This window comes from bacterium, assembly GCA_035691305.1.
GTDB lineage: Bacteria > Sysuimicrobiota > Sysuimicrobiia > Sysuimicrobiales > Segetimicrobiaceae > DASSJF01.
Window position 1 is genome coordinate 38,561 of record DASSJF010000079.1, and the last position, 14,562, is coordinate 53,122.

Sequence of the window (14,562 nt, forward strand, 5' to 3'; positions counted from 1 at the left end):
GGCATCGCCGCAATTATGGGGCACGGCGGCGGCGTTAGTCAAACCGATTTGGCAAAGTCGCCGGGCTACGGCGCACGATTGGCGCTCCAGCGGCCCCGCACGCGGTCGGCCAACCGGTTCAGGGCCAGGACGGTGAGCGCGATGAGCGCCCCAGGGAAGATGCCGTACCACGGCGCGGCGTACATGTACTCGCGGCTCTCGCTGATCATGAGGCCCCACGACGGCTGGGGCGGCTGGGTTCCGAGCCCGAGAAAACTCAGGCTCGCCTCGAGCAGGATGGCGCGCGACACGCCGATCGGAATCTGGATCAGCACCGGCGAGAGCACGTTCGGCAGGATCGTCCGAAAGACGATACGCGCATCCCGCGCGCCGGCCGCGACGGAGGCCTCCACGTACTCCATCTCCCGATGGATCAGCACGCCGGCCCGCGCGATCCGGGCGAACTGCGGCAGCCCCACGAGCGCGATCGCGATCCCGGCGTTCAGCGATCCCGGCCCGACCGCCGCGACGAGTGCCATCGCCAGCAGGACGGGTGGAACGGCGAGCAGGGTGTCGACCGTCCGCATCGCGACCGCGTCCACGGCGCCGCCTTTGAATCCGGTCCACAACCCGAGCGGCACGCCGCACACCGCGGAGACCGTGGTCGACCCGACGCCGATGAGGAGGGCCGTCCGGGCGCCGTAGAGGAGCCGGCTGAGAATGTCCCGGCCGAACTGGTCGGTACCGAGCAGGTGGCGCCACGACGGGAGCGCGAGGACGGATTCCTTGCTCATGTCCGTCGGGCTGTACCGCGCGAGGAGCGGCGCGGCGATCGCCGCCGCCGCGATCGCCGCCAGGAAGACCGCGCCGGGATCGAACAGCCCCCGCCGGCGGAGCCGCGGCCGCGCGCGGAGGCCGACGCGGGGATCCACGAGGCTCCGCGCCGACACGCTCATTGGTACCGCACGCGCGGGTCGAGCAGCCCGTAGAGCGCGTCGGTGCAGAGGTTGATCCCCACGAACGCGGCGATCCCCACGAGGATGACCGACTGCGTCACGAGGTAGTCCCGCGTCAGGATCGAGCGCCAGAGCATGCTGCCGAGACCCGGAATCGCGAAGACGGCCTCGGTGATCACGGCGCCGCCGATGAAGAATCCGGCCTGAATGCCGAGCACCGTCACGATCGGGATGAGCGCGTTGCCGAGGGCGTGCCGCCAGACGACGGCGCGGGCCGGCAGGCCCTTTGCGCGGGCGGTGCGGATGTAGTCGTTCGACAGCACGTCGCCGAGCGACGCCTCGACGAAGCGCGCCATCACCGAGCCGACCCCGAGGCCGAGGGTGATCCCCGGCAGCAGGAGGCTGCGCGCCCACGCGGTCGGGTTCACTCCGAAGCCCGCGAAGCCCGACGGCGGCAGCCATTTCAAAACGACGCCGAAGTACCACGACAGCACGACGCCGAGCCAGAACACCGGGACCGCGAGCGCCCATCCATGGTACCAGCGCAGCGCGACCGTGACCGGCGACCGCGGCCGGGTCGCCGCGAACACGCCGGCGGGAAACGCGATGAGCACGACGACCGCGAACGCCCACAGCGACAACTGCAGGGTCAGCGGAAGCGCGCGGCCGACGATCTCCGCCACGGGCGCGCCGTTGATGAGCGAGTGGCCGAGGTCTCCATGCGCAATGCGGACGATCCAGTTCCCGTACTGCAGCGGGAGCGGCCGGTCCAAGCCGAGATACACCCGCAGCGCCCGCACCTGGTCGGGGGTGCCGCGGTCTCCAAGGATCACCTGCGCCGGATCGCCGGGCAGCGCGGCCACCATGGCGAAGACCAGGACCGACGCGAGGAACAGGGTGAACGCGGCCTCGATGCCGCGCCGCACCAAGTAGCGTCCCAGCCCGCCGGCCGCCATGGCCCCTATTGCCGCTCTAGCGCGGCGAGCGCTTCTGTGACCCTCCGTGCGATCTGATCGGACTCGTAAGCCACGTCCTCACGCCCCTTCGCCGCGCTGGCGCGGCGGGGATCGTGCTCCGGGGCCACCGTGAAGTCAGGGGTGGGCTCGCCGACCACCGTTTGGCGGTCGAGGATCCCGAACTCGCGGTAGCCAAGCGGCTGCGGCGGCGCCGGCAGCGCGGAGAGGTCGATGGCCTCGGGATGGTACGCCAGCAGGTATGACGTTTCGCCGATCGCCGCGTGCTCGCGGTATCGGCCGTCGTAGAGGTATCCCGCCAGCAGGACGGTCGCGCGGCCCGGTTCCGTCGTCTCGGTCGCCACCCGCATCAGCGTCATCCGGTGGTTGAGCGCCCCGTGACCGTTCACGAGCGCGATCACTTTGAACGCCTGGCGCTTCAGGCCCCGCACTACCTCGCGTACGATCAACGCGAACGCGCTCTCCTCGATGTAGAGGCTCGGCAGCGCGAACCCGGGGTAGTCCATCCCGTAGATGCGCTCGGTCCCGGTGAAGCCGCGGTGGCGGAGTCGCTCCGCGTCCGTGTAGGTCTCGGTGCCGAGCGGCAGGGGCGGCAGGACGACGCCGCCGGCCTTGCGCGCCGCGTCCAGCGCCATCGTGTGCGCGTGCAGCATGTCCATCCCGACGGCCATATGCGGGCCGTGCCATTCCATCGGACCGATCGGCAGATAGGCGATCGCCGCCCGCGCGCGGGCGGCGACGATGTCTTGGGGCCGCATCAGTTCGTACCGGATCTCCATGGTCTTTCCCCGCCTTCCCGGTCCCGGCGCCGCGCCGTCAGCGGTTGAGCCACGTCCCCTTCAGCTGAATCAGCATCTGCGGATCGACGTCGAACCCCTGCACCGCCTTGCCGAGGCCGTATGTCGGCAGGCGCAGCGCGACCGGCACGGCCCACGCCTGCTCGAGGATATAGCGGATCACGCCGCGCAGGCGCGTCCAGCGCTCGCGCATGTCGGACGTCGTGTTGAGGCCGAGCAGCCCGTCGACGTATTCGCGCGGCGGTCCGACCTGGATCCACGCCGGATTCGTCCCGTCCGTCCGGAACGCCGAGCTGATGGTGAAGTCCGTCGGGTCGATCGTCGCCAGCGTGAGGAACGAGAGGCTGAGGTCGAAGTTGCCGGCGAAGTACGGCGGGAAGTATTGGGCCGGCTCGTGGATCGTGATGTTGGCGTCGAGGCCGGCCTGCCGGAGATCCGCCTGGATGATCTGCGCGATCTGCGGCAGTTCGGGCGTGCTGGTGGAGGTCAGGAAGTTCAGCCGCACGTTGCGGCCCGCACCGGCCGACGCGAGGATCTGCTTCGCCTTCGCGGCGTTGTACCCGTACTCGGCGTCGAGCTTCGGGTCGTAGCCCGGCGAGGCCGGGGTGACCATCTGCACGACCGGCCGGCCGACGCCGCCCAGCACGGTGCGCACGACCGCGGCGCGGTCGACCAGCAACTGGATCGCCTGCCGGACCTTGATGTTGTCAAGCGGCGGCCGGCGCGTGTTGATGACGAGGACGTAGTACTCGTTCGGCACCGGGGCGGGCGTGATCTCGAAGCCGGCCTGCCGGAGGCGCGCGACGTCCTTGTTGACGATCGTGTGCGCGACGTCGACCGTGCCGGCCTGGAAGGCGTTCTCGAGCGCCTGGGGATCCGAAAACACCCGGCAGACGACGCGGTCCAGCAGCGGCAGCCCCTGCTGCCAGTACCCGTCGAAGCGGGTGAAGGTGACGTGGTCGCCCGGCGCCCACTCCTGCACGCGGTACGGTCCGGTGCCGCCGCCCTTGTTCCGCACCGTGGCGAACGCCGCCGGATCGACCATGCCCCAGCGGGCGATCTGCGCGAGGTAATCAGGGTGCGGATGCGCGAACCGGAACCGGACGGTGCGCGCGTCGAGGCGGTCGGCCGCCTCCCAGTCGGCGAGGCGGCTGAACAGCCCCCCGCCCGTCGCCTTGTCCTTCGTGCGGCGGAAGTTGGCGATCAGCGCGTCGGCGCCGAAGGTGCCGCCGGAATGTGTCCGCACGCCGTCGCGCAACCGGAACACGACGCTCAGGCCGTCCTTCGCCACGTCCCAGAACTCGGCCAGGTCCGGCCGGGCCTGCAGCGTGGTCGTGTACTTCACCAGATAATTGTAGACCTGGAAAAACATCGGCACGTTCGCGAACACGATGTCGTTCGGATCCAGCGACACGAGGTCGGTGTTCAGGCCGACCGTCAACGTGCCGCCGCGCTTCTCCGCGGCCGCGAGCACCCGCGGGGCAGGCAGCCGCCCGCCGGGCAGCACCGCGCCGGCCGCGGCGCCCGCCGTGAGCGCCAGCAGCCGGCGACGCGTCAAACTCTCTCGACCGGGCTCCGAGCGATTGCCCCCGTGCGCCATCGTCTCCCTCCGGATCGTCGACGTCTCAGCCCTTGAGCGCGCCGGCGGTGAAGCCGCGGACCAGCGACTGCCGGAACGCCAGCACGAACAGCACGACGGGGATCGTCATGATCACCCCGAGCGTGGCGAGCGCGCCCCATTGCAGCTTCTTGTAGCCGGCGGTGAAGCTCATGATCGCCACCGAGCCGGTGCGCGCGTTGAAACTCGTCACGATCAGCGGGAACAGAAACTCGTTCCAGTTGAAGATGAAGCTGAGGATGAAAGCGGCCAGCAGGCCCGGCCCCGCCAGCGGCAGCAGGATTCTCGTCACGATCGCCGGCAGCGAGGCGCCGTCCAACGCCGCGCTCTCGGCGAGCTCCCGCGGCACGTCCGCGAGGAACGTATGCAGCACCCACATCGCCAACGGGATCTCGAACCCGATGAACAGGATGACGAGGGCCGTCTTGGTGTCGATGAGTCCGAGGTGCTTCAGGGCCAGCTGAATCGGGATCAGTGTCGTCACCGGCGGGAACATCCGGGGCAGCAAGATGAGCAGAAACAGCACCGTCTTCGCCTTGAAGTCGAGGAAGCGAAACGTCATCGCCGCGAGGCCGGCCAGCACGACGGTGCCGGCCGCCCCGAGCGTGGACGTCAGCAGGCTCGTCCAGATCGGCGCCGCCAGGCCGCTGGCGACGAAGTCGTGGTACCGCTCGAGCGTCGGGACGAAGAACACCGCGGAGCGGTCGATCAGAAGGCGCTCGGGCTTGAGCGACAGGGCGATGAGGTACAGGAACGGCGGCAGCGTCCAAGCCAACACCGCCGCGATGCCGGCGATCTGCCAGCGGCCGCGACGGACGGCCGCCGCCGACCGGTGGCGGACGTGCGTACGCGCCGCCCGCCGGTGGACGGCCTCGGCGTCGCCTTCGCGCGGAGCCAGGTCGCGGGCGTCCATCACAAATTCGCGGACCCCAGGGCCCGGTAGTAGCTGCGCAGGTACAGCCAGTAGGCGGCGGCGAGGACGGCCAGCAGCACCGTGATCACCGCCGACGCGTAGCCCAGCTCGTAGAACTGGAACGCCTGCTTGTAGACGAACATGCTTACGAACTGGGTCGACGAGCCCGGGCCGCCGCCGGTCATCACGAACACCTTGTCCAGCTCGAGGAAGGCGTCCATGAGGCGGAGGCCGGCGGCGACGAGGACCATCCCGGTAATCTGCGGCAGGATGATCCGGCGGAACAGCTGCCATCCTGAGGCGCCGTCCACGCGGGCGGCCTCGAAGTGTTCCCGCGGGATGGTCTGCAGGGAGGCAAACAGCAGCAGCGTCACGAGCGGCGCCCACTCCCACGTGTCGGCGACGATGAGCGCGAACATCGCGCCGCCGGGGGTCGCCAGCCAGTCGGGCTGCGGCACGTTCAACTGCTGCAGGATGTACGGGATGTAGCCGACGGTCCGGTCGAAGAGCGTCCCCCACGCCGTCCCGACCACGACGGGGGCCATGATCATCGGCAGCAGGAAGACGCCGAGCAGCAGGTTCCGCCCCGGCGGGTCGCTGTCGAAGAAGAGCGCCGCGGCGAGCCCGATCATGACCTCGGCGGCGGTGGCGATGAGGCCGAACTTCGCGGACAGGCCCAGCGACTGGCGGAGCGAGCCGTCGCGCGCGATCTGGACGAAGTTCGCCAGATGGTTCCAGCGCGGCGCGTTATCGTACACGATGTTGTACGTGTGCCCGCCGAGCCACAGCGTGTAGAGCGCGGGGGCGAGGCGCCACGCGACCACGTACAGCACCGCGGGCAGCGTCATGATCCAGAAGTAGAATCGCCCGCTGCCGAGGACCGCCCACTTCATGCCCATGGCGCGCTCCGGAGGACGCCTTCGGACGGGAGGCCGCCGCCCGCCTCACGGCGGGCGGCGGCCCTCCCGCGCCGCCTTAGGCGGTTACTTGATGTAGCCCTGCCGCTTGAAGAAGTCCAACGTCTTGGCCTGGGCACCGTTGAGCGCGTCTTCCACCGACGATTGGCCCGACATCGCGGCGGACAGCGCCTGTTCGTAAATGTCCTGAGCCTGGACCCATTCCTTGAGCGGCGGGATGAAGGTCGTGTACGGCTTCCCGTTGATGAAGGTGGTCATCGCGTTGAACACGTTCGGATAGTTCGTCCGCACTTCCGGGTCCTTGATCACAGAGGACCGCATGGGAATGAGCGCGGGGTACTCCTTCATCACCTGCTTCGTCCCCCGGGCGTTCAGCACGGCCGTGGCCAGCTTGAACGCTTCGGCCTTGTGCTGGGTGAGCGCGTAGATCGCGAGACCGTTCGCGTCACCGACGTTGGCGTGGGGCCGGCCCGCAACCTGCGTCGGCAGCAGCGTGTAGTTGATCTTGCCCACGACCTTGGACAGCTTCGCCACGGGCAGCACGGACAGCATGTTGTCGAGCGCGTCCATCGCGATCGCACCCCGGCCGGACGCCATGATGCGCTCCGCGCCGCCGCCGGTCAGGGACTCGCTGCCGGGCTCCATGTACTTGTGGAGCGCGACGTAGTACTTCGCCGCGGCGATGCTCTGCGGCGAATTGACCGTGGGCTGCATCGTCTTGGGGTCGTAGATCAGGTCCGCGCCGAACGCGACCAGAATGTGCTCGTACCGGTGGAACAGGAAGCCGCCGCTCTTATTCGCCATGACGACGCCGTAGAAGTCCTGGGCGAGCGGCTTGCCCATCAGCTTGTCGCCGGCCTTGCGGGTGAAGAACTGCGCCACGTCCATCAGCTGCTTGTACGTCTGCGGGACGGCCAGCGCGTAGCCGTACTTGGCCTGGAACGCCTTCTTCTCGGTCGGATCGGCGAAGATGTCGGTCCGGTACCCCATCATGTACGGGGCGGCGAGCATCGGCATCGCCCACAGCTTCTTGTCGAACTGGAGCCCGACCGTCGTCAGGCTGATGAAGTCGTCCGGCTGCACCGCCTTCTGGGCCTCGGGCGTGGCCATCAAGTCATCGATCGGGATGACCGCCTTGGCCGCGGCGAGGCCCGGGATCCAGGTGTTGTAGACGTAGACGTAGTCCCACGTCTTCACGCCGGACTTGGAATCGATCAGCGCCTTCTGGAACACGTTGTCCCAGGGCAGGTACTCCGGCTTGATCTGGATGCCCATGGGCTTGCCGATCTCGTTCGCGACCTTGACGAAGGCCACCCACTCGTCAAAGTCCGGGCCCAGGAACGTGAGCGTCGTCATGTTCTGGGCGCGCGACGCCTGGGGCAGCGAGCCGGTCACTAGCACCGCCGCGAGCAGCATTGCGAGCACGGTCGCGGCGATGCGGTATCGTGGCTGACGCAACATACGCGTGATCCCCTCCTCCGTCGTGATCTCGACAGGCCGGCGTTCGGCTCCGGCCCGGCCGTCGTACTCTTACGCGATCAGCAAGGTCCGCGCGGCGGTGTCCCCCCCTTCCCACCTCGACGTATCGCTCGTACCGCGGCCCGGTCCGTCACGTCGCCGGAACCGCGGAGTCCAGTACGGCGTGCTGCGCGCGCAGCGTCCGCTGAACGGCGGGCATCGGGAGCCGCCGGGGCGGTGTCCCCGCGGCGGCGCTCATCGCGGCGACGGTGCCTGCGGCGTGCCCCGTCGCCATGCAGACGGCCTGGCCTCGAACGGACGCGGCGGCTTCATGGGTCGCGGAGATCGCGCGGCCCGCTACGACGAGGCCGTCGACCGCCGCCGGGGTCAGGCACCGCAGCGGAATCCCGTGGGAGTGCTCGACCCGCCGAAGCGTCACGCCGCCGCCGCCCACCCGGCTGCCGAGCACGTTGGCGCCCGGGCGCATGTCGTGCAGATCGAGCGGATAAGCGCCCCGGGCGACCGTGTCGGGAAAGTCGGCGCCCGACAGGACGTCGTCCATCGTGAGCACATAGTCCCCGGCGACGTGCCGCGACTCGCGCACGCCGACCTGGTAGGCGGAGTCGAGCAGCCTGGCCCTCGCGAACCCCGGCACCCGCCGTCGAAGAAGCCGTAAGACCTCGAACATCTGGCGCTGCGTCTCCACTTCCGCGCGGCTCAGCGCGTCGGGATCGGTCGCGTCGACGCCGTGGACGCGAGTCGCGTTGACGGTGACCACCCCGGACACCGGGCCCGTCTCGAGGCCGAGGCGGTCCCGCGGCACGGTCAACTCGCCGGCCTGCCGGGCCGCGGCGACGAGCGACGGAAATGCGTCCATGACGACCGACCGCTCCTTCAGGTCGTCCGCCGTGTACGCGGCGCCGCCGTCCCACCGCTCGGGCAGATCCATCTCCTCCGGATGGACCCGCAGATACGCCAGCATCTCGTCCACGTCGACGTCGCACACGCGGAAGATTCGCGTCACGGGCTGCAGCAGGCCGTCGCCCGTGCGGCCGAGGATGAACCGGGCGCCGGCGCGCGCGGCGACATCGCCGTCGCCCGTCGCGTCCACAATCGCCCGCGCGAGGACGGTTTCGAGGCCGCCCTTGTTGGCCGCGAGGATGCCGCGGACCCGCGGCCCTTCGGTCACCGCATCGACGCAGAAAGTGTGGAGCAGAAACTCCACGCCGGCGCCGAGGAGCATCTCCAGCAGCGTCTGCTGCAGCGCGACCGGATCCGCCACCGTGACCGACGCGACCTGCTTGTCCGGCCGGTCGTCAAAGGCGGCGCCGGCGCCGGTCAGCCGCTCGAAGAGCTCCGCGCCGATCCCGCCGAGCGCGCGCCGGCCGCTACCGTCGCTCACGCCCAGAAAGGACATCCCCGTCGACGCCATGCCGCCGACCGTGCCGTACTGCTCCACGAGGACCGTGCGCGCGCCGGTTCGCGCGGCGGCGACCGCGGCGACGGCACCCGCGGTTCCACCGCCGCAGACGAGGACGTCGACTTCCGGACGGACGCGCATCGCGCCTCAGACCTCGAGCGACGCCGGCGACGGCCCGAGGCGGCGCAGGAGTTCAAGGTCGACGCCGAGGCGGGTCAGCTCGCGCTGCACCGCCCGAATATCGACGGAGCGCGGCGCGACGCCCGCCCGCGCCGAAAGCGCGCCGGCCACGCCGGCGGCGACGCCCGTGGCCATGGCCGTGCCCTGGTTGCGCGTGTAGACGTCGGCGTGGTGGTCGACGGAGAGGCAGCGTCCGGCGACGAGCAGCCCGTCGATCTCCCGCGGCACCAGCGCCCGGTAGGGGATCTCGTACACGAACATCTTCGCGACCATCTCCCGCGCCTCGGCGTCCTGCGGGCCGCCCTCTTTGCCGTCCGGCGGGTGGCCGCCCTGCTGGCGCGGGTTCTGCTGGTTCGCGTCCACGCCGACAACGTCGTCGTAGTGGCGTCCGGCCAGGATGTCCTCCTCGGTCATCAGGTACTCACCGCGGATCCGGCGCGTCTCCCGCACGCCGATCGTGTTCGCGGAATCCAGGATGAAGGAGCGTTCGAAGCCGGGCACGCGCGCCCGCGCCCAGGCGGCCAGGCGGATCATCTGGTGGCGCGTCTCGATCTCCGCGCGCGACAGGTCCTCGGCGTTGGTGCCGTCCACGCCGTAGACCCGGGTGGCGTTCACGGTGAGCACTCCCCGGTCGGGCAGGACCGACTCGACGCGGAAGTAGTAGCAGTCCGGCCACAGTTCGCCCCGCGCCTTTGCCTCCTCGACCATCTTGAAGAATCCGAAGATCCGGATCATCTGGTGCTCGAGGTCGAGCATGCACTGCAGGGGATCGGGCGAGAAGTCGTCCGGATGTAACCGCACGTACTCGACGAGTCGCGGGACGTCCACGCCGCCCATGCGGAAGATCAGCGTCATCGGCCGCATCTTGCCGTCCCGCTCGCGGCCCTTGATGTAGGGAGCGCCCGCCCGCGCCGCGATGTCGCCGTCCCCGCTGGCGTCCACGGTGACCCGGCTCAGAATCGCTTGACGCCCGGATTTGTTCTCGGCGACGATACCCCGCAGATCGCGGCCGTCCAAGACCACGTCGCTCACAAAGGTGTGGAGCAGCACGCGGGCGCCGGCCTCGGCCAGCATCTCGAGGGCCGTTACTTTGTACAGTTCCGGATCGTAGACGACGAACTCGCCGGGAATCGCGCCGCCGCGCCCGATGAGCCGGTCGAAAAGCTCCCGGATGAGACCGCGAGAGGCCGCGTAAGGGACGTAGAACAGGTTCATCATCGCCGCCGTGCCGGTGCCGCCGAGCGAGCCAAAACGTTCGACGAGCAGCGTTCTGGCGCCGGTCCGCCCGGCGGCGAGCGCCGCCATCACGCCCGCGATGCCGCCGCCGACGACGAGGACGTCGGCATCGTGCGCGACCGGGAGATCTCGGGCTTCTTCGGCCACCCGTCCCGATGCCACAGTCCGTGCTGGCAAGCGCCCGCACCTCCGAGACGATGGCCGCCGAGGCGACCGCCCGGCCGCCGAGGCAGAGGCCGAGCAATCTGCCGTGACGGCGGGGCGAATGTCTGATCTGATCGGATACGCTGTGGGCCTGACGTTTCGGGCCGCCGCCCGGGAATTCCTGTCAAATCGGTTTGACAAATGGGTCCGCTGTCCCCACAATGGGTGCGTGCGGCGTCTTCGCGTTGCGGTGCGGGGCTAAGCCGTGGCCCGGGTGGCGGCACGCAAGAATAAGGTCGCGCCGGGGCGACGAGCACGGCTCAACCGCCGGGCGCACGCCGCCAGCAGCCTGCGCGATGTCGCCCGGCTGGCGGGGGTATCCCTTCCCACCGCCTCCCAGGCGCTCAACGGCCGGGCCCGCGTCAGCACCATCACCCGTAAGCGCGTCCGCGACGCGGCCCGGCGGCTCCGGTACACGCCGAACGCCGCGGCCCGGCGGCTCAAGTTGGGCCGCTCCAACTCCGTCGCGATCGTGCCGGGGCTCAACATGACCGGCATCTTCTCCGATCTCTTCTACCGGGCGGTCCTCGCCGGGGTGGGCAGCGTGTTCGAGGAGGTCGGCGTGCGCATGCTGATCGCACCGCCGCTGCGACCATCGTCCTCCGCGCCCCCGTTCGTCGAAATGGCGCAGGCGCGCGAGGTCGACGGCATCCTCGTCGCGGGCGTTGTCGAGGCGCGCTGGGTGCGCGCCGCGCTCGGAGCGGGCGTCCCCGTCGTGATCCTCGACAACTTCGTCGCGGGCGTCGCCGCGCCCGCGGTGGTAAACGACAACACCGGGGGGGCCTACGCCGCCACCCGGCACCTCGCCGGTCTCGGCCACACGCGCATCGGATTCGTCGGCGCCGCGGTCGACTATCCGTTCGGCCGCGAGACCCAGGAAGGCTACGTCGCCGCGCTGCGGGACGCCGGCCTCGGGCGCGATCCGGCGCTCGAGGCGCTGATCCCGGTCGACGCGGACGCGGCCTTTCGGCGGTCGTCGGAGCTGTTGGGGCTCGCCGATCGTCCGTCCGCGATCTTCGCCGTCACCGACAAGCAGGCGCTCGGCGTGATGCGGGCGGCCGGCGCCGCCGGTCTCAAGATTCCGGACGACCTCTCCGTCGTGGGGATGGACGACATCGAACTCGCGGCGACAACCGATCCGCCGCTCACGACGGTCCGCATTCGCAAGGACGTCATGGGCGCGACCGCGGCGCGGATCCTCCTCGGCCTCATCGATGGGGACCGGGCGCCGCGGCCCGTCACCTTGGTGGCGAACGAGCTCATCATCCGCGGCACCACGGGAGGCAGGCTATGAGCAGAACGGCGGGCGAGCGGTTGGCGGTCGACGGCGGGACTCCGGTGCGGACCGAACCTCTCCTCCCCGGCTATCCCGGCGGCCTCTTGATCGGTGCCGAGGAAAAGGCCGCGGTCATGGAAGTCCTGGACAGCCAGAGCCTCTTCCGGCACTATGGGCCGAAGCCGCTCGGCAAGGTGGTGGCGTTCGAGCACGCGTTTGCGCGCGCGGTCGGCGCGCGTCACGCGGTCGGCGTCACCTCGGGCACGGCCGCGCTCATCACGGCCCTCGCCGCCCTCGGTGCCGGACCCGGCGACGAGGTGATCGTCCCGACCTATACCTGGATCGCCACGATCAACGCGGTCGTCATCCTGGGCGCGGTGCCGGTGTTCGTCGACATCGACGAGAGCCTCAATATGGACCCGCGCGCCGTCGAGGCCGCGGTCACCCCCGCGACCAAGGTGATTCTACCCGTGCACATGCGCGGCGCCGGCGCCGACATGGCGCCGATCGTCGAGACGGCGCGCCGTCACAAACTGCGCATCGTCGAGGACACCGCGCAGGCGGTGGGCGGCCGGTACAGGGGCGCGCGGCTCGGCACGTTCGGCGATCTCGGGGCGTTCAGCCTCCAGTACCACAAGGTGATCACGACCGGCGAAGGCGGCGTGGTCGTCACGAACGACGCCACGCTCTACGACCGCGCGGTGCGCTTCCACGACCAGGGCTCCGCGCGCATCCAGGAGCTCGACGAGACGCTGCCGTCCGGGAACCCGTTGATGATCGGCCTAAACTTCCGGATGAGCGAAATCACCGGCGCGATCGGGCTCGTGCAGCTCGGCCGGATGGACGGCATCGTCGAGCGCATGCGGGCGCACAAGCGGACGATCCTCGACGGTCTCACCGGCGTGCCGGGCCTGACCCCGCGCCCGCTGCCGGACGCGGAGGGTGACACCGGCGCGACGCTGATGTTCTACCGGCCGGCGGGCGAGCAGACCCGGGCCTTCAGCACCGCCCTCAATGCCGAGGGCATCCGCAACACCATCGCCTGGGACAGCGGCCAGCACGTGTACTACCACTTCGATCAGATCATCGAACGGCGGATGTTCTCGGAGCGGCACTGCTCGTGGGAGTGTCCCCACTACCGCGGCAGGGCGCGCCTCGAGAAGGGCATGTTCCCGCGGAGCGACGATCTTCTCAAGCGGGCGATCCACATCGACCTGCATCCGCTGATGACGGAGCGGGACGAGGCCGATATCGTGCGCGCGATCCGCAAAGTATCACACGCGCTTAGTTAGCCCGGTGGCGGCGTAGCGTGGCGCGGCCGCTCGGCGTCGCGGTCCTCGGTTACACGGGCGTCGCAAAGGCGCACCTGGCGGCCGTGCGACGCCATCCCGAGTTGTTTCCCGACGCGCCGGCGCCGCTGCGCCTGGTCGCGGTCTGCGGCCGGACCCGCGATGCCGTCGACGAGGCGGCCCGCCGGTACGGCGCGGAGCGGGCGACGACGGAGTGGCAGTCGCTCGTCGAGGACCCGGGCGTCGACCTCTTCATCAACGCGGCCCCGAACGATCTTCACGCGGCCCCGAGCGTGGCGGCGCTTCGCGCGGGAAAGGGCGTGCTGTGCGAGAAACCGCTCGGCCGGACCGCCCGCGAGGCGATGGAGATGGCCAAGGCGGCCCGAGAGAGCCGCCGGGTCGCGATGACCGGCTTCAACTACCGCTTCATGCCGGCCGTACTGCTGGCGCGCCGGATGATCGCATCGGGCGATCTCGGCCGGCTCTACCACTTCCGCTGCCGCTACAGCGACGACTCGCTGGTGGACCCGAAGGCCGCGTGGAACTGGCGTCACGATCGAGAGACGGCCGGGAGCGGCGTGATCGGCGACCTCGCCGCCCATCCCCTCGACCTCGCCCTCCTGCTCGCCGGTCCGATCACCGCGGTCACCGCGGCGACGCGCACGTACATTCCCGAGCGGCCGCGCGGCTCAGGCCCGGCGCCCGTCACCGTGGAGGACGCGGTCGTCGCTACCCTGGAGTTTCAAAACGGCGCGGTCGGCACCCTCGAGGCCAGCGGTATGTGTCCCGGCCGGAAGAACCTGTTTACCTTCGAACTGAACGGGGAGCGCGGCACCGTCGCCTGGGACCTCGAGCGCCTCAACGAACTGCGGGTCTACCACGGCGACGGGGACGCGCGCGGCCTCGCCGACGTGCTCGTCACGGAGCGCACGCATCCCTACGGCGGCCGGTGGTGGCCGCCGGGCCACACGCTCGGCTGGGAGAGCGGTTTCGTTCATCAGCTCGAAGAACTGGGCCGGCGGATCGCGGGCGCGGACGGTCCGATGGCCGGCGCGACCTTCGCGGACGGCCTCGCGTGCGCGCTCGTCTGCGACGCGCTGCTGACGGCGGCGGAGACCGGACGGCGGATCACCGTGCCGCCCGTACCCGCCCCGTTCCAGAGCGGCGCGGGATCGGACACGGCGCGCTAGACGCCATGCGTCCGGAGGGAGCGGCGTGCCGGTAAAGATCGGGCTGGTCGGCGCCGGCGCCATGGGCCGCCGGCACCTCGAAGCGCTGTCGCGTGATTCGCGGGTCGTGGTGGCGGGCGTGGCGGACAGCGTGGACGCGGCCGCGGGGCGCCCGG

Annotated in this window: 12 protein-coding genes; 3 read left to right on the forward strand and 9 right to left on the reverse strand. The window is 70.3% G+C overall.

Annotated elements, in window-relative coordinates; all coding sequences use genetic code 11:
- Positions 1-65: 65 nt before the first annotated feature.
- The 9 genes from VFL28_15165 to VFL28_15205 form a co-directional block, all read right to left on the reverse strand.
- Positions 66-935 (reverse strand): ABC transporter permease, encoded by an 870-nt coding sequence (locus VFL28_15165; protein ID HET7266004.1) that lies wholly within the window; start codon positions 933-935, stop codon positions 66-68.
- Positions 932-1,891 (reverse strand): ABC transporter permease, encoded by a 960-nt coding sequence (locus VFL28_15170; protein ID HET7266005.1) that lies wholly within the window; start codon positions 1,889-1,891, stop codon positions 932-934. Before VFL28_15170 ends, VFL28_15165 begins: the two co-directional genes overlap by 4 nt.
- Positions 1,892-1,896: 5 nt before the next feature.
- Positions 1,897-2,688 carry a creatininase family protein gene (locus VFL28_15175; protein ID HET7266006.1) on the reverse strand — a complete coding sequence of 264 codons (792 nt, stop codon included), beginning with the start codon at positions 2,686-2,688 and terminating at the stop codon, positions 1,897-1,899.
- 37 nt (positions 2,689-2,725) lie between these two features.
- The gene (locus VFL28_15180) at positions 2,726-4,264 is read right to left on the reverse strand and encodes an ABC transporter substrate-binding protein (protein ID HET7266007.1); all 1,539 of its coding nucleotides are present in this window, start codon (positions 4,262-4,264) and stop codon (positions 2,726-2,728) included.
- A 67-nt stretch (positions 4,265-4,331) separates the two neighbouring features.
- Entirely contained in the window at positions 4,332-5,237 is a 906-nt protein-coding gene (locus VFL28_15185; protein ID HET7266008.1) for a carbohydrate ABC transporter permease, read from the reverse strand.
- The gene (locus VFL28_15190; GenBank protein ID HET7266009.1) at positions 5,237-6,136 is read right to left on the reverse strand and encodes a sugar ABC transporter permease; all 900 of its coding nucleotides are present in this window, start codon (positions 6,134-6,136) and stop codon (positions 5,237-5,239) included. Before VFL28_15190 ends, VFL28_15185 begins: the two co-directional genes overlap by 1 nt.
- Positions 6,137-6,220: 84 nt before the next feature.
- Positions 6,221-7,615, reverse strand: coding sequence for an extracellular solute-binding protein (locus VFL28_15195; GenBank protein ID HET7266010.1), 1,395 nt, complete (start codon positions 7,613-7,615; stop codon positions 6,221-6,223).
- Positions 7,616-7,763: 148 nt separating this feature from the next.
- Positions 7,764-9,173 carry an FAD-dependent oxidoreductase gene (locus VFL28_15200; protein HET7266011.1) on the reverse strand — a complete coding sequence of 470 codons (1,410 nt, stop codon included), beginning with the start codon at positions 9,171-9,173 and terminating at the stop codon, positions 7,764-7,766.
- 6 nt (positions 9,174-9,179) lie between these two features.
- Positions 9,180-10,625: an FAD-dependent oxidoreductase gene (locus VFL28_15205; protein HET7266012.1), complete on the reverse strand. Its 1,446-nt coding sequence runs from the start codon at positions 10,623-10,625 to the stop codon at positions 9,180-9,182.
- A 241-nt stretch (positions 10,626-10,866) separates the two neighbouring features.
- Here VFL28_15205 and VFL28_15210 point away from each other — a divergent pair, with 241 nt between their 5' ends.
- Genes VFL28_15210 through VFL28_15220 form a run of 3 tightly spaced genes read left to right on the forward strand, consistent with a single transcriptional unit; the run spans position 10,867 to position 14,407 of the window.
- Positions 10,867-11,946 (forward strand): LacI family DNA-binding transcriptional regulator, encoded by a 1,080-nt coding sequence (locus VFL28_15210; GenBank protein HET7266013.1) that lies wholly within the window; start codon positions 10,867-10,869, stop codon positions 11,944-11,946.
- Complete coding sequence (locus VFL28_15215; GenBank protein HET7266014.1) at positions 11,943-13,220, forward strand: DegT/DnrJ/EryC1/StrS family aminotransferase; 1,278 nt, start codon at positions 11,943-11,945, stop codon at positions 13,218-13,220. Before VFL28_15210 ends, VFL28_15215 begins: the two co-directional genes overlap by 4 nt.
- A gap of 17 nt (positions 13,221-13,237) precedes the next feature.
- Positions 13,238-14,407 (forward strand): Gfo/Idh/MocA family oxidoreductase, encoded by a 1,170-nt coding sequence (locus VFL28_15220; protein HET7266015.1) that lies wholly within the window; start codon positions 13,238-13,240, stop codon positions 14,405-14,407.
- The last annotated feature ends 155 nt before the right edge of the window (positions 14,408-14,562 follow it).

Bases quoted from the DNA above. Each gene is read 5' to 3' on its own strand.
- VFL28_15190 (HET7266009.1), bottom strand. From the start codon at position 6,136: ATGGGCATGAAGTGGGCGGTCCTCGGCAGCGGGCGATTCTACTTCTGG.
- VFL28_15195 (HET7266010.1), bottom strand. From the start codon at position 7,615: ATGTTGCGTCAGCCACGATACCGCATCGCCGCGACCGTGCTCGCAATG.
- VFL28_15200 (HET7266011.1), bottom strand. From the start codon at position 9,173: ATGCGCGTCCGTCCGGAAGTCGACGTCCTCGTCTGCGGCGGTGGAACC.
- VFL28_15215 (HET7266014.1), top strand. From the start codon at position 11,943: ATGAGCAGAACGGCGGGCGAGCGGTTGGCGGTCGACGGCGGGACTCCG.
- VFL28_15165 (HET7266004.1), bottom strand. From the start codon at position 935: ATGAGCGTGTCGGCGCGGAGCCTCGTGGATCCCCGCGTCGGCCTCCGC.
- VFL28_15175 (HET7266006.1), bottom strand. From the start codon at position 2,688: ATGGAGATCCGGTACGAACTGATGCGGCCCCAAGACATCGTCGCCGCC.
- VFL28_15170 (HET7266005.1), bottom strand. From the start codon at position 1,891: ATGGCGGCCGGCGGGCTGGGACGCTACTTGGTGCGGCGCGGCATCGAG.
- VFL28_15185 (HET7266008.1), bottom strand. From the start codon at position 5,237: ATGGACGCCCGCGACCTGGCTCCGCGCGAAGGCGACGCCGAGGCCGTC.